Origin of the sequence: Idiomarina tyrosinivorans (assembly GCF_003987475.1) — a bacterium.
GTDB lineage: Bacteria > Pseudomonadota > Gammaproteobacteria > Enterobacterales > Alteromonadaceae > Idiomarina > Idiomarina tyrosinivorans.
In genome coordinates, this window is the sequence record NZ_PIQH01000011.1 from 36,188 (window position 1) to 54,880 (window position 18,693).

Sequence of the window (18,693 nt, forward strand, 5' to 3'; positions counted from 1 at the left end):
CATTAACTGAAGCGGCGCGCGGCGCCACGTTTACTGCCATTACCGCTGGCAGAGCGTGAGCTGCGCTTGCGTTCAGGAGCTCCGCCGCCGCGATGTTCTTTACGCGGAGGGCGAGCAACTTTAGCATCGGTCACTTCAATGGCCATCGGCTGTTGACGCACCCGCGCTTTGGTTAGCACGTGCATAACGTCTTTTGGCATGCCTTTTGGCAACTCCACTAAGCTATGGCTATCAAATAGCTGGATTTGGCCAATATAGCGGCTATCCAATGACGCCTCGTTAGCAATCGCGCCAACGATGTCTGACGGCCGAGCACCGTGCGTTTTACCCACTTGAATTTTATAGGTATCGAAATCGACATCAGCACCGCGGCGTGGACCCGCTCGACGACGCTCTTCGCGGCCTTTTTTGCTTTGCCCTTGGCGTTCGATTTTCGGCGCGCGAATGACCTTTTCTTCCGCCATAAACATCGGTTGGCGAGTGTTCTCTTGCTGTAACAGTGCCATAGCGATTTGTTCTGCGGATAGTTCGTGCTTCTCTAACCACGACTGCAACAAACCCTGTACATCACTGACATCAGTCGCCAACGTTTGTTGAATGCGTTGTAACAGCAGATCTTGGCGGTGCTCGTTGAGTTGCTGTGCCGCTGGCATCGTCATTGCTTCGATCACGCCATTAGTGGCACGCTCGTAATGCTTCAACAAGTGACGCTCACGTGGGCGATAGAATAAAATTGCTTCACCCTCGCGCCCTGCACGGCCGGTACGGCCGATACGGTGAACATAAGATTCAGTATCACCCGGTAGGTCGTAATTAATCACGTGAGTAATTTCTGGTACATCCAGTCCGCGCGCCACGACGTCGGTCGCCACCAAAATTTCGATGTGCCCAGAACGCAATTGGCTAACCGTTTGCTCACGTTGTGACTGGTTCAAGTCACCGCTTAATGGCGCCGCTTTAAAGCCTTTACGTTGCAGTTGCTCAGCAACGTCCATGGTATCTTGACGGGTCCGCACAAAAATCAACGCACGCTGGTACGTGGTAATCTCAAGCACTCGTGCCAAAGCGGTCATTTTGGTCATGCCTTGCACTTGCCATGCGCGCTGAGTGATATTGCGCTTTGCCTTCTCCACGGGCTCAATCCGAATGTTGACAGGATCGGTTAAGTAGGTTTTTGCTAACTTACGAATGGCAGTTGGCATAGTGGCTGAGAACAATGCGCGCTGCGCTTGCTCTGGTACTGAACGCAACAAGGTTTCAATATCTTCGATAAAGCCCATGTTTAGCATTTCATCGGCTTCATCAAGCACTGCCATGCGCAGAGCGTCGAGTTTCAATACACCTTTGTTCAACAAGTCGATTAACCGACCTGGTGTTCCAACAACGACGGTTGTACCTGAACGCAAGGCTTTAATTTGTGGGCCAAAAGCTGAGCCGCCATAGACGGTAGTGACCGACACACCGCGCTGCTGCTTGGCAAAACTGTCAATAGCTTCTGCTACCTGAATGGCAAGCTCGCGGGTTGGCGTTACCACCAGTACTTGAGTGGCTTTAAGGTTAGCGTCGACTTGCGCTAATGCTGGCAAACCAAAAGCAGCGGTTTTACCCGTACCGGTTTGCGCTTCACCCAATACATTCGCGCCAGCGAGTAACGCTGGAATCGCTTGTTGTTGGATAGGAGTCGGTTGAGTAAATTGCAGTGCTTCCAGTTGATTAAGCACAGCAGAAGGTAGAGCCATATCCGCGAAGGATTGCTCTGAACGAAATTCAGACATCATTTTCACATCATCCTGTTCGCCACATGTGGCGAGCTAAGCATAAAAACGAGGCAAGTGCGCCCAGCAACAGGAGAGTGACGTAGAGTACACAATCTCAGGGAAGGGATACTGACGGCCAACCATAACAGGCGCTGCACCTCAATGATTCAGCGCCTAATTGGGCCAAACGGGCTCCGCGCTGAAGAAGCGCGCACTATACGGGTTTCTGTGAGAAAAGCAATGCTTTGTGCAAAAATTATCCAGTATTTTTTCTGTAACGCCCGTTGCAACGCTAATTTTCGAAAAATCTGAACCATTTGCGCCATTTTTGCCTACATTATAGAGACACTTAGCGTTAACGGAGGGATTATGTCATCACATTCAATGAAATCGCTCACGAAAAAGGATTTATTTATCGAAGGTCACTGGGTACCCACCGAGAAGCGGTTTGCGGTGACAAATCCGGCCACCGGTGAAACCATCAGCGAAGTTGCTGATGCCGATGCCGAACTGACTGAGCGAGCCATAAATGTGGCTGAACAAGCGTTTAGCAGTTGGAGTAAAACCCCAACCCAAGAGCGGGTAAAACTGCTACGAAAGTGGTACCAAGCGATGATGGATAACCAACAAGCGTTGGCTGAAATCATGAGTGCCGAACAAGGCAAGCCGGTTGCTGAAGCGGCAGGCGAAATTGCTTATGGCGCCAGCTTTGTTGACTGGTTTGCCGGAGAAGCAGAACGTATCAACGGGGATATCCTACCGCATACCGAAGCCGGCAAACGGGTGATGGTAATGAAACAGCCCATTGGGGTTTGTGCAGCCATTACCCCATGGAACTTCCCTAACGCAATGATCACTCGGAAAGTGGCGCCGGCATTAGCGGCAGGCTGTACGATAGTGGTTAAGCCGCCACAGTTAACACCGCTTTCAGCCTTGGCCATTGCCCAACTTGCGAGTGAAGTGGGCATCCCTGATGGGGTGATTAATATTGTCCCGTCCACGGATGCTAAAACCGTCGGTAAGATTTTGGCAGAATCGCCGAAAGTTCGAAAACTTTCATTTACGGGCTCTACCGATGTCGGCAAAGTGTTGATGTCGCAATGCGCCAGCAACGTCAAAAAAATCTCGCTGGAACTGGGTGGTAATGCGCCGTTCTTGGTATTTGATGATGCTGACCTTGATGAAGCCGTTGAACAGCTGATCGCCTGCAAATTTCGAAACGCCGGGCAAACCTGCATTAGCGCCAACCGCGTGTTAGTGCAAGCCAGCGTCGCTGACAAGTTTATCGAAAAGCTTAAACCCGCTATCAGCAAGCTTAAGTTAGGCGTTGGAACAGATGATGTTGATCTGGGGCCGTTGGTGAATCAGGACGCGGTTGACAAGGTTAACCGGTTGGTCAAAAGCGCCGTAGACAATGGTGCTGAAGTAGTGCTCGGCGGTAAAGTCGACAGCGACTTAGGCGAGTTGTTTTATCAGCCGACATTACTCACTGGAGTCACTGGCGAAATGGAAATCAGCGAAGAAGAAATCTTCGGTCCAGTGGTGGCTGTTTCAACCTTCGACGATGAACAACAGGGCATTGAACGAGCCAACGACACTCCCTTTGGCTTGGCCTCGTATTTCTGTTCGCGCAGCGTCGACCGGATATTCCGAGTCAGTGAAGCGCTAGAGTACGGCATGGTGGGTATAAATGCAGGCGGTATTTCGCATGCCTTCAACCCATTCGGTGGAGTCAAAGAGTCAGGTATTGGACGAGAAGGTTCAAAATACGGTATAGATGAGTACTTAGAAATCAAAACCGTAACTCTCGGCGGATTGTAATGGATGACTATTCTCAAGCTCTTAATCGCTTGAATGAACGCTTTGCGACTGGCGCTACCCTGTCAGTCGCATGGCGTCGCCAGCAACTGCAACAACTGCAGAAATTTCTTCACGAAAACCGCTCAGCATTGAGCAATGCGTTGCAAACTGACTTAGGTAAACATCCGAGCGAATCGGCACTGACCGAGCTAGATTTTTTGCAGCGCGATATTCGCCACACGCTGTCACAACTTCCGAAATGGATGCGCGCCCGACGCGTAAGCACACCGCTAATGGCAACGCCCGGCAGCAGCTATCTGGTGCCTGAGCCGTTAGGAACGGTCCTTATTCTAGGGGCTTGGAATTACCCAGTACAACTTCTTCTCGCCCCACTGGTGGCCGCCCTAGCTGCGGGTAATTGTGCGCTCATTAAGCCGTCTGAGCACGCACAAAAGACGGCATCGATTATCGCCGAGCGCCTGCCGAATTATTTGCAATCAGACGTCGTCAAGGTGGTAACCGGTGAAGCAGATGTCGCAGCACAGTTAACGGCAATGCCGTTTGATCATATTTTTTATACGGGCGGAGCCAATGCCGCGCGGAAAATTTTACACAATGCAGCCGATAACCTCGTGCCAGTGACGCTTGAACTTGGTGGCAAGAGCCCGGCTGTAGTGTACTCTGACGCCGACATCAAGGTGACCGCACGTCGTTTGGTGTGGGGCAAATTCCTCAATGCCGGACAAACCTGTATTGCCCCTGATTACGTACTGGTCGATGACAGCGTTAAAGCTGAACTAATGAGCGCTATGGTTAGCTGTATTCGCGAGTTTTATGGTGAGGAACCACAAAATAGCGATGACTATGGCCGCTTAATACATCAACGCCATTACCAACGTTTGCACGATTTCCTTTCTTCCGCCGACGTGGTTTTTGGCGGTGACTGCGATAAACAAGACCGTTATATCGGTCCAACCCTTATTGTTTCACCAGACCTTGAATCACCGCTGATGCAAGAAGAGATTTTCGGCCCGCTGCTCCCCATCATCGGTTTCTCGGAACTGCCCTGCTCGCCACAACAGTTCATCCGCCAACGACCGAAACCGCTGGCGTTGTACCTGTTTACTCACAGCAAGGCGAATCGCCGCGATTATGCTCGGGCAGTGAGTGCTGGTAGCTTGTGTATTAATGACACGCTCATATTCATGATGAATGACCAACTGCCATTTGGCGGTGTTGGCAATAGCGGTATGGGGCGTTATCACGGCTATTGGGGCTTCGAAACCTTTTCTCATATTAAGTCGGTCATGAAGCGCAGCTTTTGGTTTGATGTGGTATTGCGTTATCCGCCTTACAGTTCGCTAAAAGACAAGTTGCTACGCTGGTTTACTTAAAACGCTTGAAATTCGCATGCCGCGTTACCACCTTAACGGTATGAATCGCTAAACAAGCAAGGATTTACCTTAACCATGCAAGCAAACAATATTGTTGACGTTACTACGCAGAATTTTCAGCAAGTCCTCATTGAGCAGTCACGCGAACGCTTAGTGATCATCGATTTCTGGGCCGACTGGTGTGAACCCTGCAAGCAACTCATGCCTACACTAGAGGCGATCGCTAATAAGTACCCTGATGACGTGTTATTGGCGAAGCTCAATTGCGATGAACAACAAGAGTTAGCTATGCAGTTTGGTGTTCGAAGCCTGCCAACCGTGGCATTTTTTAAAGACGGCCAGCCAGTTGACAGTTTTGCCGGGGTAAAAAGCCAAAGCGACATTGAAGCAATGCTAGAACCGCATTTACCCAGCCCCAGTGACGATTTAATCCAACAAGCGCAAGCGAAGCTAGCAGAGCAAGATAACGACGCCGCATATACCTTGGCCAAACAAGCTTATGATGTCGATAGCACTAACCTTGCTGCAAAAAAAGTGTTGATTGCCGCAGCCATCGCAATGGGTCGGCTGGAACAAGCTCAGCAATTACTGCAGAGCATTTCTTTGGCCGACCAAGACGCCGACTACCAGCAGCTTAAAGCGCGCGTAGAATTGGCCGAACAAGCCGCAGACTCACCAGAACTTCGCGCTCTGGTTGAACAAGCTGACCAACAGCCAGATGATATTGAATTACAGCTTCAGGTAGCGGCCAAGTTACACGAAGCGCAACGCGCAGAGGAGGCGTTAGAGCGCTTATTTGCGCTGCTGCAAAAAGACCGCAGTAACGATACCGTTAAAAAATCTTTGATAGATCTACTGCAAGCGTTACCTGATGGTGATCCACTGGCTGCAACCTACCGTAGACGCTTGTACAGCATGATGTATTAGTGCTGTTCGCTAGCAACATTTTTGGCCGGTTCCCTCAACCGGCCTTTTTTTTATCCACACTGGTAAACTTGCCGTAAAGCCCCCAGCTTGCTAGGATTGCCGAATTTTGCGGCAGTCGGTCGCTAAAAAAATAACCATAACAACGACAACAATCAGCATCACAAGAAGGCAAGATATGAGTTCGCAACGTGACCAATTTAGTTCGAAACTCGGCTTTATCCTAGCCGCCGCCGGCTCCGCAGTGGGCATTGGTAACCTCGTAGGCTTTCCCGTCGCCGCAACCAAAAGCGGTGGTGGCGCATTTTTAATCGTCTACGCATTATTTGTTATCTTTATCTGTTTACCCGTCATGCTGGCGGAAATGGGCATGGGACGGCGCGCGCAAAAGAGTCCCCTCGGCTCCTATATGGAGTTAGCTAAAGGTCGAAAAATTTGGCACCTTGCAGGATTATTGGCAGTCCTCACACCGTTTATGATTGCGATTTTCTACATGGTCATTACGGTCTGGATTTTCGGCTATCTGGTGCAATCGTTGGGCGGGAATTTAGACCAATTAGCCAGCCCCGGTTATTTTTCAGCGTTTGTTAATGATCCCTGGTTCTTGGGTTATTTCGTTGCGGTAACCGCAATCTGCAACCTTATTCTGGTTGGTGGTGTGCGCCAAGGTATTGAGCGCGCAGCCAAGTTCCTGATGCCGGCACTTTTTGTGATGCTGCTATTGCTGGTAGTTTTTGTGCTTAACCTCGACCATGCTGAACTTGGGGTTGAGTTTTATCTGATTCCTGATTTTGAAAAAATTACCGGTAGCGTGATCAACAATGCTCTGTCGCAAGCCTTCTTCTCACTGTCTTTAGGCATGGGTATTCTAATGACCTACGGTTCTTACTTCCGCCGTAGTGATAACATTGTAACCTCAGGTAAGTGGGTTGCGGTGACCGATACTGCCGTTGCTTTCATCGCCGGATTAATGACCTTGCCAGCAATCTTTGCTATTGACCCTAGTACTAATCCAGAAACCCTGAGTAACTCCTCAGTGAGTATGGTGTTCTCGTTTTTTCCAAAAATTTTTATGGCATTAGAAGCGTCGGTGGGTTACTTCTTCGCTAGTGCGTTGGCATCGGTATTCTTCTTGTTGGCTTTCGTTGCGGCGATTACTTCGTTAGTGTCAATTATCGAAGTGCCAACAGCCGCCTACATGGAACAAAAACGGGTAAGTCGCGGTAAATCATTAGTGTTAATGACCATTATGGTGACATTACTGACGCTGCTAACCGCAGCGTCATTTGGTCTTGTTCCTGCACTACAGCAAGTCGCACATTACGCCGGCGCAGACAAATCGGTATTCGACTTGATCGTGGACGTGTTTTACGAAACCATCTTACCGCTTAACGGTTTGCTGCTGTGCCTGTTTGTTAATTGGCGTTGGCGCCGCGAGAATTTAGAGGAAGAATTAGCCGAAGGTAACCCAGGCTATCCGCAGACGTTCTTTGCCAAGTATGTGCGGTTCTCAATTTCGACCATTATTCCATTGGTACTGTTAGTGGTGTTTATCAACACGGTGCTGACTAAATTCTTTGCGCATCCGTTGCTCTAATTTTCCAACGAAAATGATGCTCACCTAAGGGCTTGCCGAGTGCTGCAAAGCGGCGCTCGGTAACGCTCAACATGCCATCCCTACGGAATTTAATGACCGTAGAACAGCGTGTACCGTAGTCCTCCCCACGAATAAATATCGGCGATAAAAAATGCTCTAATTGCTGCCCCACCCCGGTATTCGGTAACTGCTCTAGCTCCGCTCGCACGTCGTTTGTGAGGACTGCCAGCAGTTCTTCAGTGGTTAATTGCGGCTGCGCCATCAGCTGTCGCAGTTGGGTTGTGCCGACAACGGCTTTTGGCCAGGGTGTATTGAGGTTCGCGTTAGACAACGCATGCACGCCTTTGGCCAAGGTTTGAGTGTGTTTTTCTGGGCTGTGAAACGTTGTCACGCGGTGGCCATCGCTGAATAATAAATTAAACGGATTATAGTCGTCAGCGCTGCTCTGCAGTTGTTGCTGTAACTGCTGTTCGGATTGCTGCAACGCGGTCGTGACCCAATGACCGCGACTCGGCGCATCCTCTCGAAACGCCTGTGGATCGCGAAAATTGGTCAGAATAGCCAGCCGCCCTGCGGGGGTAACGCCCAACCAAGTACCGCCACCCTGTTCATCTAACCCCGCTAAAATTGGTTGCTGCCCCCACTTACGCCAGCGCATAGCTGCACTCGGGCGCTGGTGAAATTCATCGCGGTTAGCTAAGACCACTAATGGATATTCTGGATGTTGCTGTAGTGCAATAAAAACCACGCACATCGGACTTACCCCGCTCCTGTAAGCTGTTATCATGACCGTTATCATTATTGATTAGACTTAGTATGACCGACCTGACATCACAACGACAGCTCGTTTGGTTAGATAACGCCGATCTATGGTGCAGTCAGCTCTCCGCGGCACGTGAAGCTGCACTAACCGTATTGGTACTGAGCGATGATGCAACGGTTTGCCCACAATCCGCTACGGCAATGACCCGGTATCGTGATTTTTTGGGCCAGCAGCATGACCAAGTGTATTTATATTGCGCGCAAGGCTTACATGCGGACGCGCTTGCTGCGGTCATTCCAACACTTGCATATGGCGGTCAAGTAGTACTTTATTGTCCACCGCACAACCCCTTCAGCCAACGCGCACGCTCGCTCCTGGCTCAGTATGGTCTGAACCACGCCTCACCAGCGCCGTTTGCCGCAAGCCAGCCATTACCTGCTGACTATGTTGCTCGAGTAGAAGCGCAACAACACGCGCTGGTGCAACAGGTAGTTAATAATCCTCGTCTACATCTTATCAGCGGCGCTAGAGGGCGCGGTAAAAGCACTGTGTTAGGTAAAGCAGTCGCACAGCTATTGCGACACACCGAGCGTGATATCGTTATCACTGCACCACGACAGCACCAACTGACCACCCTCAAGCGCTGGAGCGGTGAGTCACAACGGTTAAAATTTATTGCTTGGGATAGGTTACTCAATCGACAACAGGCCAACCAGCCGCTGGTGATTATTGATGAAGCCGCAGCGCTACCGATAGCAGCGTTAAAATCACTTTTGCAGCGCTATGAAGTGCGCGCTTTGGCGACCACTGAAGAGGGCTACGAAGGTCTTGGCCAAGGGTTTACATTGCATTTTCGCCGCTGGCTACAAGCGCAACCCTGGCAAACTGTCGAACATCAATTGACCCTACCCGTGCGCTGGCCAGAGGACGATAAACTCGATCAGTGGCTACAGCATGTGGTATTAAATCGGCCCACGCCAACAACACCGCAACAGCCATTGATTCGCGCGTGCCATGCCAGTGAATTAGATGAAGCCTTGCTGCATCAAGTATTTGGTCTGTTGCGCCAAGCGCATTACCAAACCAGCCCCAATGACTTGCAGTTATTATTAGACGATCCAGCACAACAGCTATTACTCAGTTTTCAACAGCAACAATTGGTTGGTGTATTATGGTTTAGTACAGAAGGGCAACTTAGCGCAACGCTGGCCGAACAAATTATCGCTGGCAAACGGCGACCTAAAGGGCACCTTTTAGCTACCTCGCTAAGCTTCTTTTTACAGCGCCCAGAATTGGCTCAGAAGTCTTGGTATCGCATCGTGCGCATTGCCGTGGCTCAACCTTTTCGGCGTCATGGCTATGCGTCGGAATTACTTAAACGACTGCATGCTGTTGCCCAACAGCATGCGATCGATGGAGTTGGAACCAGTTTCGGCTATACTGCTGAACTATTCAGGTTTTGGCATAACAACGGATTCTATCCTGTGCGTTTGGGGTCACGTCGTGATCGTGTCAGTGATCGATTTCCCCTATTAATGGTCTATGAACAGAGTATCGGGTCACAATCCGCGTTTCAGCCGTCGATTGAACAAGCAACCAAAGCCATTGCAGCGATCGACGCTTAGTATCAAAAAATAAGGTATGGTCATGAAAATTACCGTTCGTAGCTTAGCGCTAGCAACCTTAACTGCGGCGCTAGTCAGTTGTTCAACCACACCCCCTGAACCGCAGCAGACAGGGATGCAATACCCTGATTCTCCACGTGGTGATCAGACCGATAATTATCACGGCACCATGGTTGCGGATCCTTACCGCTGGTTGGAGCAATTAGGTTCTACTTCGGTTAACACTTGGGTCGAACAGCAAAATGCGGTATCAGAGCCCTACTTAACGCAGCTTCCCAAATTTCAAGCGATTAAACAGCGCATGACCGATTTATGGAATTATGAAAAGGTCAGCACCCCAAGCAAATATGGGAACCATTACTTTTTTTACCGTAACAATGGCCTACAGAACCAATCGGTATTGTATGTGCAAGACGATCTGGCGAGCCCACCGCGAGTATTGATCGACCCCAATACCTTCCGAGACGATGGCACCGTGTCATTGGCACGCACCAAAATTTCGCCAGACGCCAATTACATTGCCTACGCCACCTCAGACGGTGGCAGCGACTGGACCGAATTTTATGTCCGCGATATTGCCACGGGCAAAGATTTGCCTGACCATATTCGTGGCACCAAATTTACCAACGTAGCATGGCGCCCGAACGAGACCGGTTTTTATTACAGTCGCTATCCGCTAGACGAAAACGGTCAGTATGACGACCATCTACCAGTTGCTGTGTATTATCACGAGTTAGGAACCGCGCAGGCTGACGATCCGTTGGTGTATGCCAATCACAATCAGCCAAGTTGGAATCCTTACCCGCAAATTACCGACGACGGCAAGTACCTACTGTTGAACGTTACCCATGGTTACGCTGCTAATGCCGTGCTATGGCGTCGACTGGACCGACCCAAAGCCGCATTTAAGCCACTGTTTACCGACTGGGATGGCACCTACAGTTACATTACCAGTGTTGGTAATAAGCTCTATTTCCGTACTACCGCAAACGCTCAAACCGGCAAACTGATTGCCGTCGACCCTGAAGCGGCTGACCAGTCGGTGGAAACCGTTATTGCTGCTCAACAGCAAACGTTGCAGAAAATTTCTCGTGTAGCTGACACCTTGTTTGCCAATTATCTGCAAGATGCGAAATCGCGCGTTGTGCTTTACGATTTGGCCGGTAATGTCGAGAAAGAGTTACCGCTACCGGGCATTGGAACCGTGTCTGGCTTTAATGGAAGCCACAATGCAGATGAGACATTTTTCCGTTTTTCTGGGTTCACTGAGCCAGGAAAAGTGTACCGCATGCAATTGCCATCGCAGCGCACCACGCTGTGGTATGAAACTCAGGTTCCGGTGAAGTTAGACGACTACCAAACCGAACAAGTGTTCTATACCAGTACGGATGGCACCAAAGTACCGATGTTTATTGTTCACAAACAGGGAATAAAGCGTACTGGCGAGCACCCCACCCTATTGTATGGGTATGGCGGGTTTAATATCTCGCTTACCCCGAGTTACAGCGTCACCCGTATGGTGTGGTTAGAGATGGGCGGTGTGTTAGCCATTCCTAATTTACGCGGTGGTGGTGAATATGGCGAAGCTTGGCATCAAGCGGGTACCAAATTGCACAAGCAACAGGTGTTCGACGACTTTATTGCCGCTGCCCAATGGTTAATTGATAACCGCTATACCAACAGCGATAAACTGGCGATTCAAGGCGCCAGTAACGGCGGTCTATTGGTGGGTGCGACACTGACCCAACGCCCAGATTTATTTGCCGCAGCACTACCCGCTGTAGGTGTGTTAGATATGCTCCGCTATGACACCGCCAGCGCTAATGCTAAGGGATGGAGTAGTGATTATGGGTTGAGCGAGAATGCCGACGAATTTGCTGCATTGTACGCTTATTCACCGGTTCACAATACCGAACCTGGAACCTGTTACCCAGCCACGCTGATCACCACAGCTGACCATGATAATCGCGTGGTCCCTTGGCATAGTTATAAATTCGCTGCGGCATTGCAGTACGCGCAAAGCTGCGATAACCCGATTTTGTTAAACGTTGAGACACGCGCTGGGCATGGTGCCGGAACCCCGACCTGGATGCAGATCGAGAACTACGCCAAACAGTGGGCTTTTTTGGCGCAACAACTCGACATTAAATAGCCAAAATATGCTATCTTTCGCGGTCTAACGTTATCGTTCACTCGTAAGAGAAAAAGGAACACTAATCAATGTCTAAAGTGTTAATCATTGGAGCCGGCGGCGTCGCCGGTGTGGTAGTAAAAAAGTGTGCAGCGCTACCTGAGTATTTCTCAGAAATCCATTTAGCCAGCCGCACAGTGTCTAAGTGCGAAGCGCTCCAAAAAGAAGTCGGCAAAGACCGCGTTAAAGGCGTATATGCTGTGGATGCCGACGATAGCCAACAAGTGGTCGAATTAATTCGCAAAGTTGAGCCGGCGCTAGTGATTAACGTGGCGTTGCCTTATCAAGACTTGCCAATTATGGATGCTTGCTTAGAAACCGGCGTGCATTACCTTGATACTGCCAACTACGAACCAAAAGACGAAGCCAAGTTCGAATACTCTTGGCAGTGGGCGTACCAAGACAAGTTTAAAGAAAAAGGCATTATGGCGCTGCTAGGTGCTGGCTTTGACCCTGGTGTTACCAACGTGTTCACCGCTTATGCGGCGAAGCACTATTTCGATGAAATCCATTACTTGGATATTGTTGACTGTAATGGTGGTGACCATGGTCAGGCCTTTGCCACGAACTTCAACCCGGAAATCAATATTCGCGAAATTACCCAAAAAGGGAAGTTCTGGGAAAATGGCGATTGGCACGAAACCGACCCAATCAGCGTTCGCAAAGATTTGGATTATCCAAACGTTGGGGTACGCGCTTCTTACCTGTTATTCCACGAAGAGCTGGAATCACTGGTTAAGCACTTCCCAAGTATTAAACGCGCACGTTTCTGGATGACCTTTGGTGACCAGTATTTGACCCACTTGCGGGTGCTCGAGAATGTTGGCATGACCTCAATTGAGCCGGTTGAATTCCAAGGCAATAAGATTGTGCCATTGGAGTTCTTGAAAGCGGTTCTGCCTAACCCAGGCTCACTGGCTGAAGGCTATACCGGCAAAACCTGCATCGGTACCTACGTCACTGGCTTAAAAGATGGCGAAGAAAAAACCATCTTCATCTACAACAACTGCGACCACGCCGAAACGAACCGAGAAGTTGGCGCCCAAGCAGTATCTTACACCACCGGTGTGCCGGCAATGATCGGGGCATCGCTAATGCTACAAGGCGAATGGATGAAGCCGGGCGTTTGGAACATGGAACAATTCGACCCAGACGAATTTATGGCACGCTTGAACAAGTACGGTTTGCCATGGCAAGTGGTTGAGTGTGAACGTCCATTTGAACAGCAATAATTGTGTTGGCGCCCTTTGCAGGGCGCCGCTTCCTGAAGAGATTTCCCTATGACTTCTGTCTATACCGACTCGCGTATTCCATCACCTTGCTACTTGTTGGATGAAGCAGCGTTGAAAGCCAACGTTCAATTAATGCAGCACGTGCAACAGCAAAGCGGTGCAAAAATTATTTTGGCGCTTAAAGGTTTTGCCATGTGGAGTGCCTTTCCGATTATTCGCGATTACCTCTACGGCTGCACAGCAAGTTCTGTGTGGGAAGCCAAACTCGCCCATGAGGAAATGGGAAAAGAAGTGCATGCCTATGCGCCTGCATACAAGCAGGAGGACATTGACGAGCTCTGCAAACTGGTTAACCACCTATCATTTAACAGTATTTCGCAGTGGCAGCGTTATCAACAACAAGTTCGTGACGCTGGCATCTCTGTCGGATTACGAGTGAACCCTGAGCATCAAGAAGCTGAAACGGAGCTTTACGATCCTAGCGCGCCAGGCTCGCGACTAGGCGTCCGCGCGGATCAACTTGAAGGTGTTGATTTATCCGGCGTCGAAGGTTTACACGTGCATAATCTATGCGAGTGTGACTCTTACGCCCTAGAACGCACCTTGAGCGCGGTCGAAGAGAAGTTTGGTAAGTATTTAACGCAAATGAAATGGCTAAATCTTGGTGGCGGCCATTTAATGACTCGCGAAGGCTACGATGTTGACCATCTTATTCAACAGCTTCAACGTTTGCAGCAAACTTACGACATTGAGGTGATACTGGAACCCGGCTCAGCGGTAGCCTGGCGTACCGGTCCACTGATTTGCGAAGTGGTGGATATTGTTGAAAATGGTGGCCTAATTGCCATGCTAGATATCTCTGCGACAGCGCACATGCCCGATGTACTAGAGATGCCTTACCGGCCAACCATTACCGATGCGGCGCTTCCCAACGAAAAGGATTACGCCTACAAGCTCGGTGGCAATAGTTGTTTGGCTGGCGATGTCATCGGTGAATACAGTTTCGATCGTCCGCTAAGGGTCGGCGACCGCTTAGTCTTTGAGGACATGATGCACTACACCATGGTCAAGACGACCTTCTTCAATGGTGTTCAACACCCAACGATTGCTATCTTGCGAGAGTCCGGTGAGTTAGACATAGTGCGTCAATTCAATTACCACGATTTTCGTTCGCGGTTATCTTAATCTAACGGCCTCTTTGCCCGCTCAACGACCGATGCGGGCATTTTCTTCGCCAGTTGTCGAAGCTCATCGGCAATGCGCTGATGCGTCGCAGCATCGCCTGTTACCGCATTGTGTAGCCAATGATAGGCAGCCTCAAAGTCGTACGGGCTGCCATTTCCCTTATTGAGGATGCTGGCAAAGCGCAGTTGCGCGGGTAAATACCCCAATGAAGACGCTTCACGCAAATACAATACCGCGCGGTCGACATCCTTTTGTACTAGAGTGCCTTGATGGTAGTAGCGCCCTAGTTGCTCAAGTGCTTGCACTAAGCCTTGCTGCGCGGCTAATTCCATATAATGCAGGCCTAATTCAACCCTACGGTCATAACAAACGCCCCAGGCTAACATATCGCCGTATAAGAACTGGTAAGTCGGCCGTTTTTCAATTGCCGCTTGCGCTTCGATATCTTGCACCAGCTGGCATCTATCAACATCTCGAACCTGTTGTAGATGGCTGTTTTGGTTAAACATCTCAACCAAATCTGCATCGCTGTATAGTTGCACGGCGCGCATTTCCTGAGCACAGGCATGACCGCTAACAAGCAACAATGTGAGCAATAGTATCCGACGCAACATCTTTCACTCTTTCCAGTTAAATAGCCGACTAATTTCTATATCGGTTAAATCCAGCAAATCTTGACTCTGTCCCCACAGTAATAAGCCTAAAGTCACTAAGTCTTTTTTGTAGTAATAATCTGCATCGTAGCTGAGTGGTTGGCACAACGACGTCGGGCCAGTTTCAACAATAGCAAACCGCCGCGTCCCAAAACACTGTTCACTGGTATTTATGGCCTGTCGGACTGCGCCCGTCAGAGCTGCGTAAATCCCCAAACTAACGCCAGCTTGGGTATTCACAGCGGGGGCTAATGTAGCATTCTCGGCATTATTCTCTAGCCCAGTCCGCACGCGCGACGTGGCAGTATTTAAGCTGTTTCTCATTAACCGCTCGCCTGGGGTTATCCATCCCCCTAAATGCTGCCCAGCGGCTGTCAGCCAATCAAAGGTTAGCGCGGTGCCATGGTCGATGGTCAGTGTCGGTTGCTGCAACGCACAATGACTTGCTAAGAGCGTGAGCCAACGATCAACGCCCAAATTCTCCGGCTGTGCATAAGCATTTACCACGCCACTGCATTCGCTTGTGCTAGTGGCCCAGTGAATGGGTTCATTCACAATGGCCTCAATAAAGGCTTGCGTATCAGCGTTGGCGACGCAACTCCCCAAAATAACTTGGACCTTAGCGACTATCGTCTGTAACCAGTTTTGCAGCGCAGAACTATCAGCTGAATAATGCCATTGCTGCCGTTCCAACACTGAACCATCAGCGTACGTCACCAGCTTCAATGAGCTATTACCAGCATCAAGGCAAAGTATCATCAGTTGAGCCCTCGCAGAGATAACTCACCAGCGAAATAACGAGTGTGCTTGCCTTGTTGCTCCAAAATAAGCGCACCATTCTCGTCAATGCCGCGAGCAATCCCTGTCACTTCTCGATTTCCCATGATCAATTTCACTGGCTGGTTTGCATAGCGGTCCCACTCTAGCCATTCGCCCAATAGCGGTGCCAAACCTTGTTCCTGATACTGTTGTAACGCCGCATATATCGCACTTAACAGGTCCGCGGCCAACTGGTTGCGACTGATCTCTCGCGGCAAAGCGTCAGCTAACTGGGCCCACGGTTGATCAATCGCTGTCACATCCGGATCAGTCATGTTGATGTTGACTCCCATCCCAATGATCGCATGTGCACTACCGCTACTCTGCCCCTCAAGCTCCACCAAGATGCCAGCGACCTTGCGCCCGTCGATGTAGATATCGTTAGGCCATTTTAATTCCACATTAGCAATGCCATAACTGGCTAATTGTCGAGCTACTGCGATGCCCACCACAATACTTAGCCCCATAGCGCCCTGCACACCATCGGCTAACTGCCAATAGAGGCTGAGGTAAAGGTTACTCCCGTAGGGCGAATGCCAAATCTTTCCACGACGCCCGCGGCCGGCTGTTTGAGCTTCGGCAAAGAGGCTGTAACCGTTACTCAAGTGCTTTTGTTCAACCCGTTGTTTGATTTCATCGTTGGTCGACCCCACCACGGAGAGCACGTCAAACTCGGGTAACGTCTGTTGGGTGACCGTAGAAATAGCATCTTTGGTCAATAGCTCCAACTCTCGACTGAGAGCATAACCCTTGCCTGAAACACTAAACACGTCCAGTCCAAGCGCTTTGATCCGTTCCACCATTTGATGCACCGCGGCGCGACTGACGCCTAAGATCTCTCCTAGGGCTTCGCCGGAATGAAATTGACCATCAGCCAGCAGCTTTAACAACTGATTAATTCGCTGTTGCTTCATAGCTCTACCAATCCCTGCTCTCCTACTAGCCGTACCTCGGGTTCTAGGTTTACCTTGAACGCGGATTCAACGCTTGCCATAACCTTTGTCGCCAGCGCCTTTAACGATGCGCTTGTCGCACCACCACTATTCATTAGCACCAATGCTTGGCGTGGATTCACTTGTGCGCCGTTACATTCATAGCCTTTTAAACCTAACTGATCAATCATCCAACCGGCCGCCAATTTCACCTGTGTTGTGGTAACAGGGTAATACACAATATCGGGATATTGTTGTTGCAGTTTATGTAGCTGCGCTGTGCTTACCACAGGATTTTTAAAAAACGAACCGGCATTCGGTTGCCTTTCGGGGTCGGGAAGCTTGGTTCGTCGCACTCGAATGACTTCATCCATAATTGTCGCAGCATCGCTATCTGCCGCCAGTCCCTTAAGGTCGGCGTAGCTTAACGTCGGGTGCCAAGCTTTAGTCAAATACAGTTCTACCTGAGCAATGACCCAACGTCCAACCTGTTGCTTAAAAACACTGTCGCGATAACCGAAGCAGCATGCGTCGCTATCAAAGGTTTGCCAACAATGCTGTTGGGTATCCCAAGCCAACACCTTGCCAATAAAGCGGCTGAGTTCTACCCCGTAAGCTCCGATGTTTTGAACAGGTGCAGCACCAACGGTACCGGGAATCAGTGCAAGATTCTCTAATCCAGGCATGCCTTCTGTTACCGTGCGTAACACTAGCTCATGCCAATCTTCACCGGCAGCAACGGTGATTTTATATGCCTCGGACTGTTCCTCGATTTGTACGCCTCGGTTGCGCACTAAATAAACCGTGCCTTGATAATCAGAAACAAAAATAGAATTCGAACCCCTGCCTAGGATCCAATAAGGTGAAGTTGTATCGATCTGCTCAAAATCTGCCAGTGCATTCAACTGTGCAACGCACCGCGCTTTTGCCGGTAACCGAAAAGTGTGTAACGAAGAAAGATCCACCAAAGCCATCTACACAAACCAGAAAATGTTAGCAGCAGTATACCAAAGAAAGCGCTAAGCCGTAGCCCGTTGCTAAGCCGTAGCCTGTTGCTATGCCGTAGCCTGTTGCTATTGCAACAGGAATTCCGTGATGTTCGGGATTGTCGATGTTCGGGGATCAGAGATCGGGAAAGGCGGTGGGTGATGTCGATGTCCTGCCGCGGTAGCGGCAGGCTACGGCACGGGGATCCCGCGATCCAGACGTAGCCTGTTGCTATTGCAACAGGAATTCCGTGATGTTCGGAGATCAGAGATCGGGGAAGCGGGACGTGATGTCGATGTCCTGCCGCGGTAGCGGCAGGCTACCGCACGGGGCCGCGATCCAGCCGTAGCCTGTTGCTATCGCAACAGGAATTCCGCGATGTTCGGGATTGTCGATGTTCGGGGATCAGAGATCGGGGAGGCGGCGGGTGATGTCGATGTCCTGCCGCGGTAGCGGCAGGCTACCGCACTGGAATTCCGCGGTTCAGCCGTAGCCTGTTGCTATTGCAACAGGAATTCCGCGATGTTTGGGGGTTTGCGATGTTTGGGGGTTTGCGATGTCCGGGATTGTCGATGTTCGGAGATCAGAGATCGGGGAAGCGGCGGGTGATGTCGATGTCCTGCCGCGGTAGCGGCAGGCTACGTAGGACACTGGCCATAAAATAAAAAATCCCCCGCGCTTGCGCACGAGGGATTATTTATTTGAAGTCTGGCGGTGTCCTACTCTCACATGGGGAAACCCCACACTACCATCGGCGCTGGTGCGTTTCACTACTGAGTTCGGAATGGATTCAGGTGGTGCCACACCGCTATGGCCGCCAGACATAAACTGTTC

Annotated in this window: 14 protein-coding genes and 1 rRNA gene; 8 read left to right on the forward strand and 7 right to left on the reverse strand. The window is 50.2% G+C overall.

The window, feature by feature from the left end:
• Positions 1–2 precede the first annotated feature (2 nt).
• Positions 3–1,778, reverse strand: a complete 1,776-nt coding sequence (locus CWI84_RS10905; protein ID WP_241968785.1) for a DEAD/DEAH box helicase — start codon at positions 1,776–1,778, stop codon at positions 3–5.
• 348 nt (positions 1,779–2,126) lie between these two features.
• Between CWI84_RS10905 and CWI84_RS10910 the strand changes: the two genes are divergently transcribed.
• The 4 genes from CWI84_RS10910 to CWI84_RS10925 all read left to right on the forward strand — a co-directional run bounded on the left by CWI84_RS10910 (position 2,127) and on the right by CWI84_RS10925 (position 7,472).
• Positions 2,127–3,578: an NAD-dependent succinate-semialdehyde dehydrogenase gene (locus CWI84_RS10910; protein WP_241968786.1), complete on the forward strand. Its 1,452-nt coding sequence runs from the start codon at positions 2,127–2,129 to the stop codon at positions 3,576–3,578.
• The gene (locus CWI84_RS10915; protein WP_126842625.1) at positions 3,578–4,951 is read left to right on the forward strand and encodes an aldehyde dehydrogenase family protein; all 1,374 of its coding nucleotides are present in this window, start codon (positions 3,578–3,580) and stop codon (positions 4,949–4,951) included. Before CWI84_RS10910 ends, CWI84_RS10915 begins: the two co-directional genes overlap by 1 nt.
• Positions 4,952–5,026: 75 nt before the next feature.
• Positions 5,027–5,878, forward strand: a complete 852-nt coding sequence (gene trxA, locus CWI84_RS10920; protein ID WP_126842626.1) for a thioredoxin — start codon at positions 5,027–5,029, stop codon at positions 5,876–5,878.
• 175 nt (positions 5,879–6,053) lie between these two features.
• The gene (locus CWI84_RS10925) at positions 6,054–7,472 is read left to right on the forward strand and encodes a sodium-dependent transporter (protein ID WP_126842627.1); all 1,419 of its coding nucleotides are present in this window, start codon (positions 6,054–6,056) and stop codon (positions 7,470–7,472) included.
• Here the strand turns inward: CWI84_RS10925 and CWI84_RS10930 are convergent.
• Positions 7,444–8,226, reverse strand: coding sequence for an NRDE family protein (locus CWI84_RS10930; RefSeq protein WP_157981022.1), 783 nt, complete (start codon positions 8,224–8,226; stop codon positions 7,444–7,446). The two genes, CWI84_RS10925 and CWI84_RS10930, sit on opposite strands and share 29 nt — an antisense overlap.
• Positions 8,227–8,288: 62 nt before the next feature.
• On the opposite strand from CWI84_RS10930, the gene CWI84_RS10935 reads away from it, so the two are divergent.
• The 4 genes from CWI84_RS10935 to nspC all read left to right on the forward strand — a co-directional run bounded on the left by CWI84_RS10935 (position 8,289) and on the right by nspC (position 14,468).
• Positions 8,289–9,860: a GNAT family N-acetyltransferase gene (locus CWI84_RS10935; RefSeq protein WP_126842629.1), complete on the forward strand. Its 1,572-nt coding sequence runs from the start codon at positions 8,289–8,291 to the stop codon at positions 9,858–9,860.
• Positions 9,861–9,882: 22 nt separating this feature from the next.
• Positions 9,883–12,012: a prolyl oligopeptidase family serine peptidase gene (locus CWI84_RS10940; RefSeq protein ID WP_241968787.1), complete on the forward strand. Its 2,130-nt coding sequence runs from the start codon at positions 9,883–9,885 to the stop codon at positions 12,010–12,012.
• A 68-nt stretch (positions 12,013–12,080) separates the two neighbouring features.
• Entirely contained in the window at positions 12,081–13,283 is a 1,203-nt protein-coding gene (locus CWI84_RS10945) for a saccharopine dehydrogenase family protein (RefSeq protein ID WP_126842630.1), read from the forward strand.
• A 48-nt stretch (positions 13,284–13,331) separates the two neighbouring features.
• Positions 13,332–14,468, forward strand: coding sequence for a carboxynorspermidine decarboxylase (nspC, locus tag CWI84_RS10950; RefSeq protein ID WP_126842631.1), 1,137 nt, complete (start codon positions 13,332–13,334; stop codon positions 14,466–14,468).
• Here nspC and CWI84_RS10955 read toward each other — a convergent pair.
• From CWI84_RS10955 to rrf, 5 genes are all read right to left on the reverse strand, one after another.
• Entirely contained in the window at positions 14,465–15,082 is a 618-nt protein-coding gene (locus CWI84_RS10955) for a tetratricopeptide repeat protein (protein WP_126842632.1), read from the reverse strand. The two genes, nspC and CWI84_RS10955, sit on opposite strands and share 4 nt — an antisense overlap.
• Before the next feature lie 3 nt (positions 15,083–15,085).
• Positions 15,086–15,880: a type III pantothenate kinase gene (locus CWI84_RS10960; protein WP_126842633.1), complete on the reverse strand. Its 795-nt coding sequence runs from the start codon at positions 15,878–15,880 to the stop codon at positions 15,086–15,088.
• A complete protein-coding gene (gene birA, locus CWI84_RS10965; RefSeq protein ID WP_126842634.1) occupies positions 15,880–16,854 on the reverse strand; it encodes a bifunctional biotin--[acetyl-CoA-carboxylase] ligase/biotin operon repressor BirA in 975 nt (324 codons plus the stop codon). Before birA ends, CWI84_RS10960 begins: the two co-directional genes overlap by 1 nt.
• The gene (gene murB, locus CWI84_RS10970) at positions 16,851–17,846 is read right to left on the reverse strand and encodes a UDP-N-acetylmuramate dehydrogenase (protein ID WP_241968788.1); all 996 of its coding nucleotides are present in this window, start codon (positions 17,844–17,846) and stop codon (positions 16,851–16,853) included. The genes birA and murB overlap by 4 nt, the downstream gene beginning before the upstream one ends.
• Before the next feature lie 719 nt (positions 17,847–18,565).
• Positions 18,566–18,681 (reverse strand): 5S ribosomal RNA (rrf, locus tag CWI84_RS10975).
• Positions 18,682–18,693: the final 12 nt, after the last annotated feature.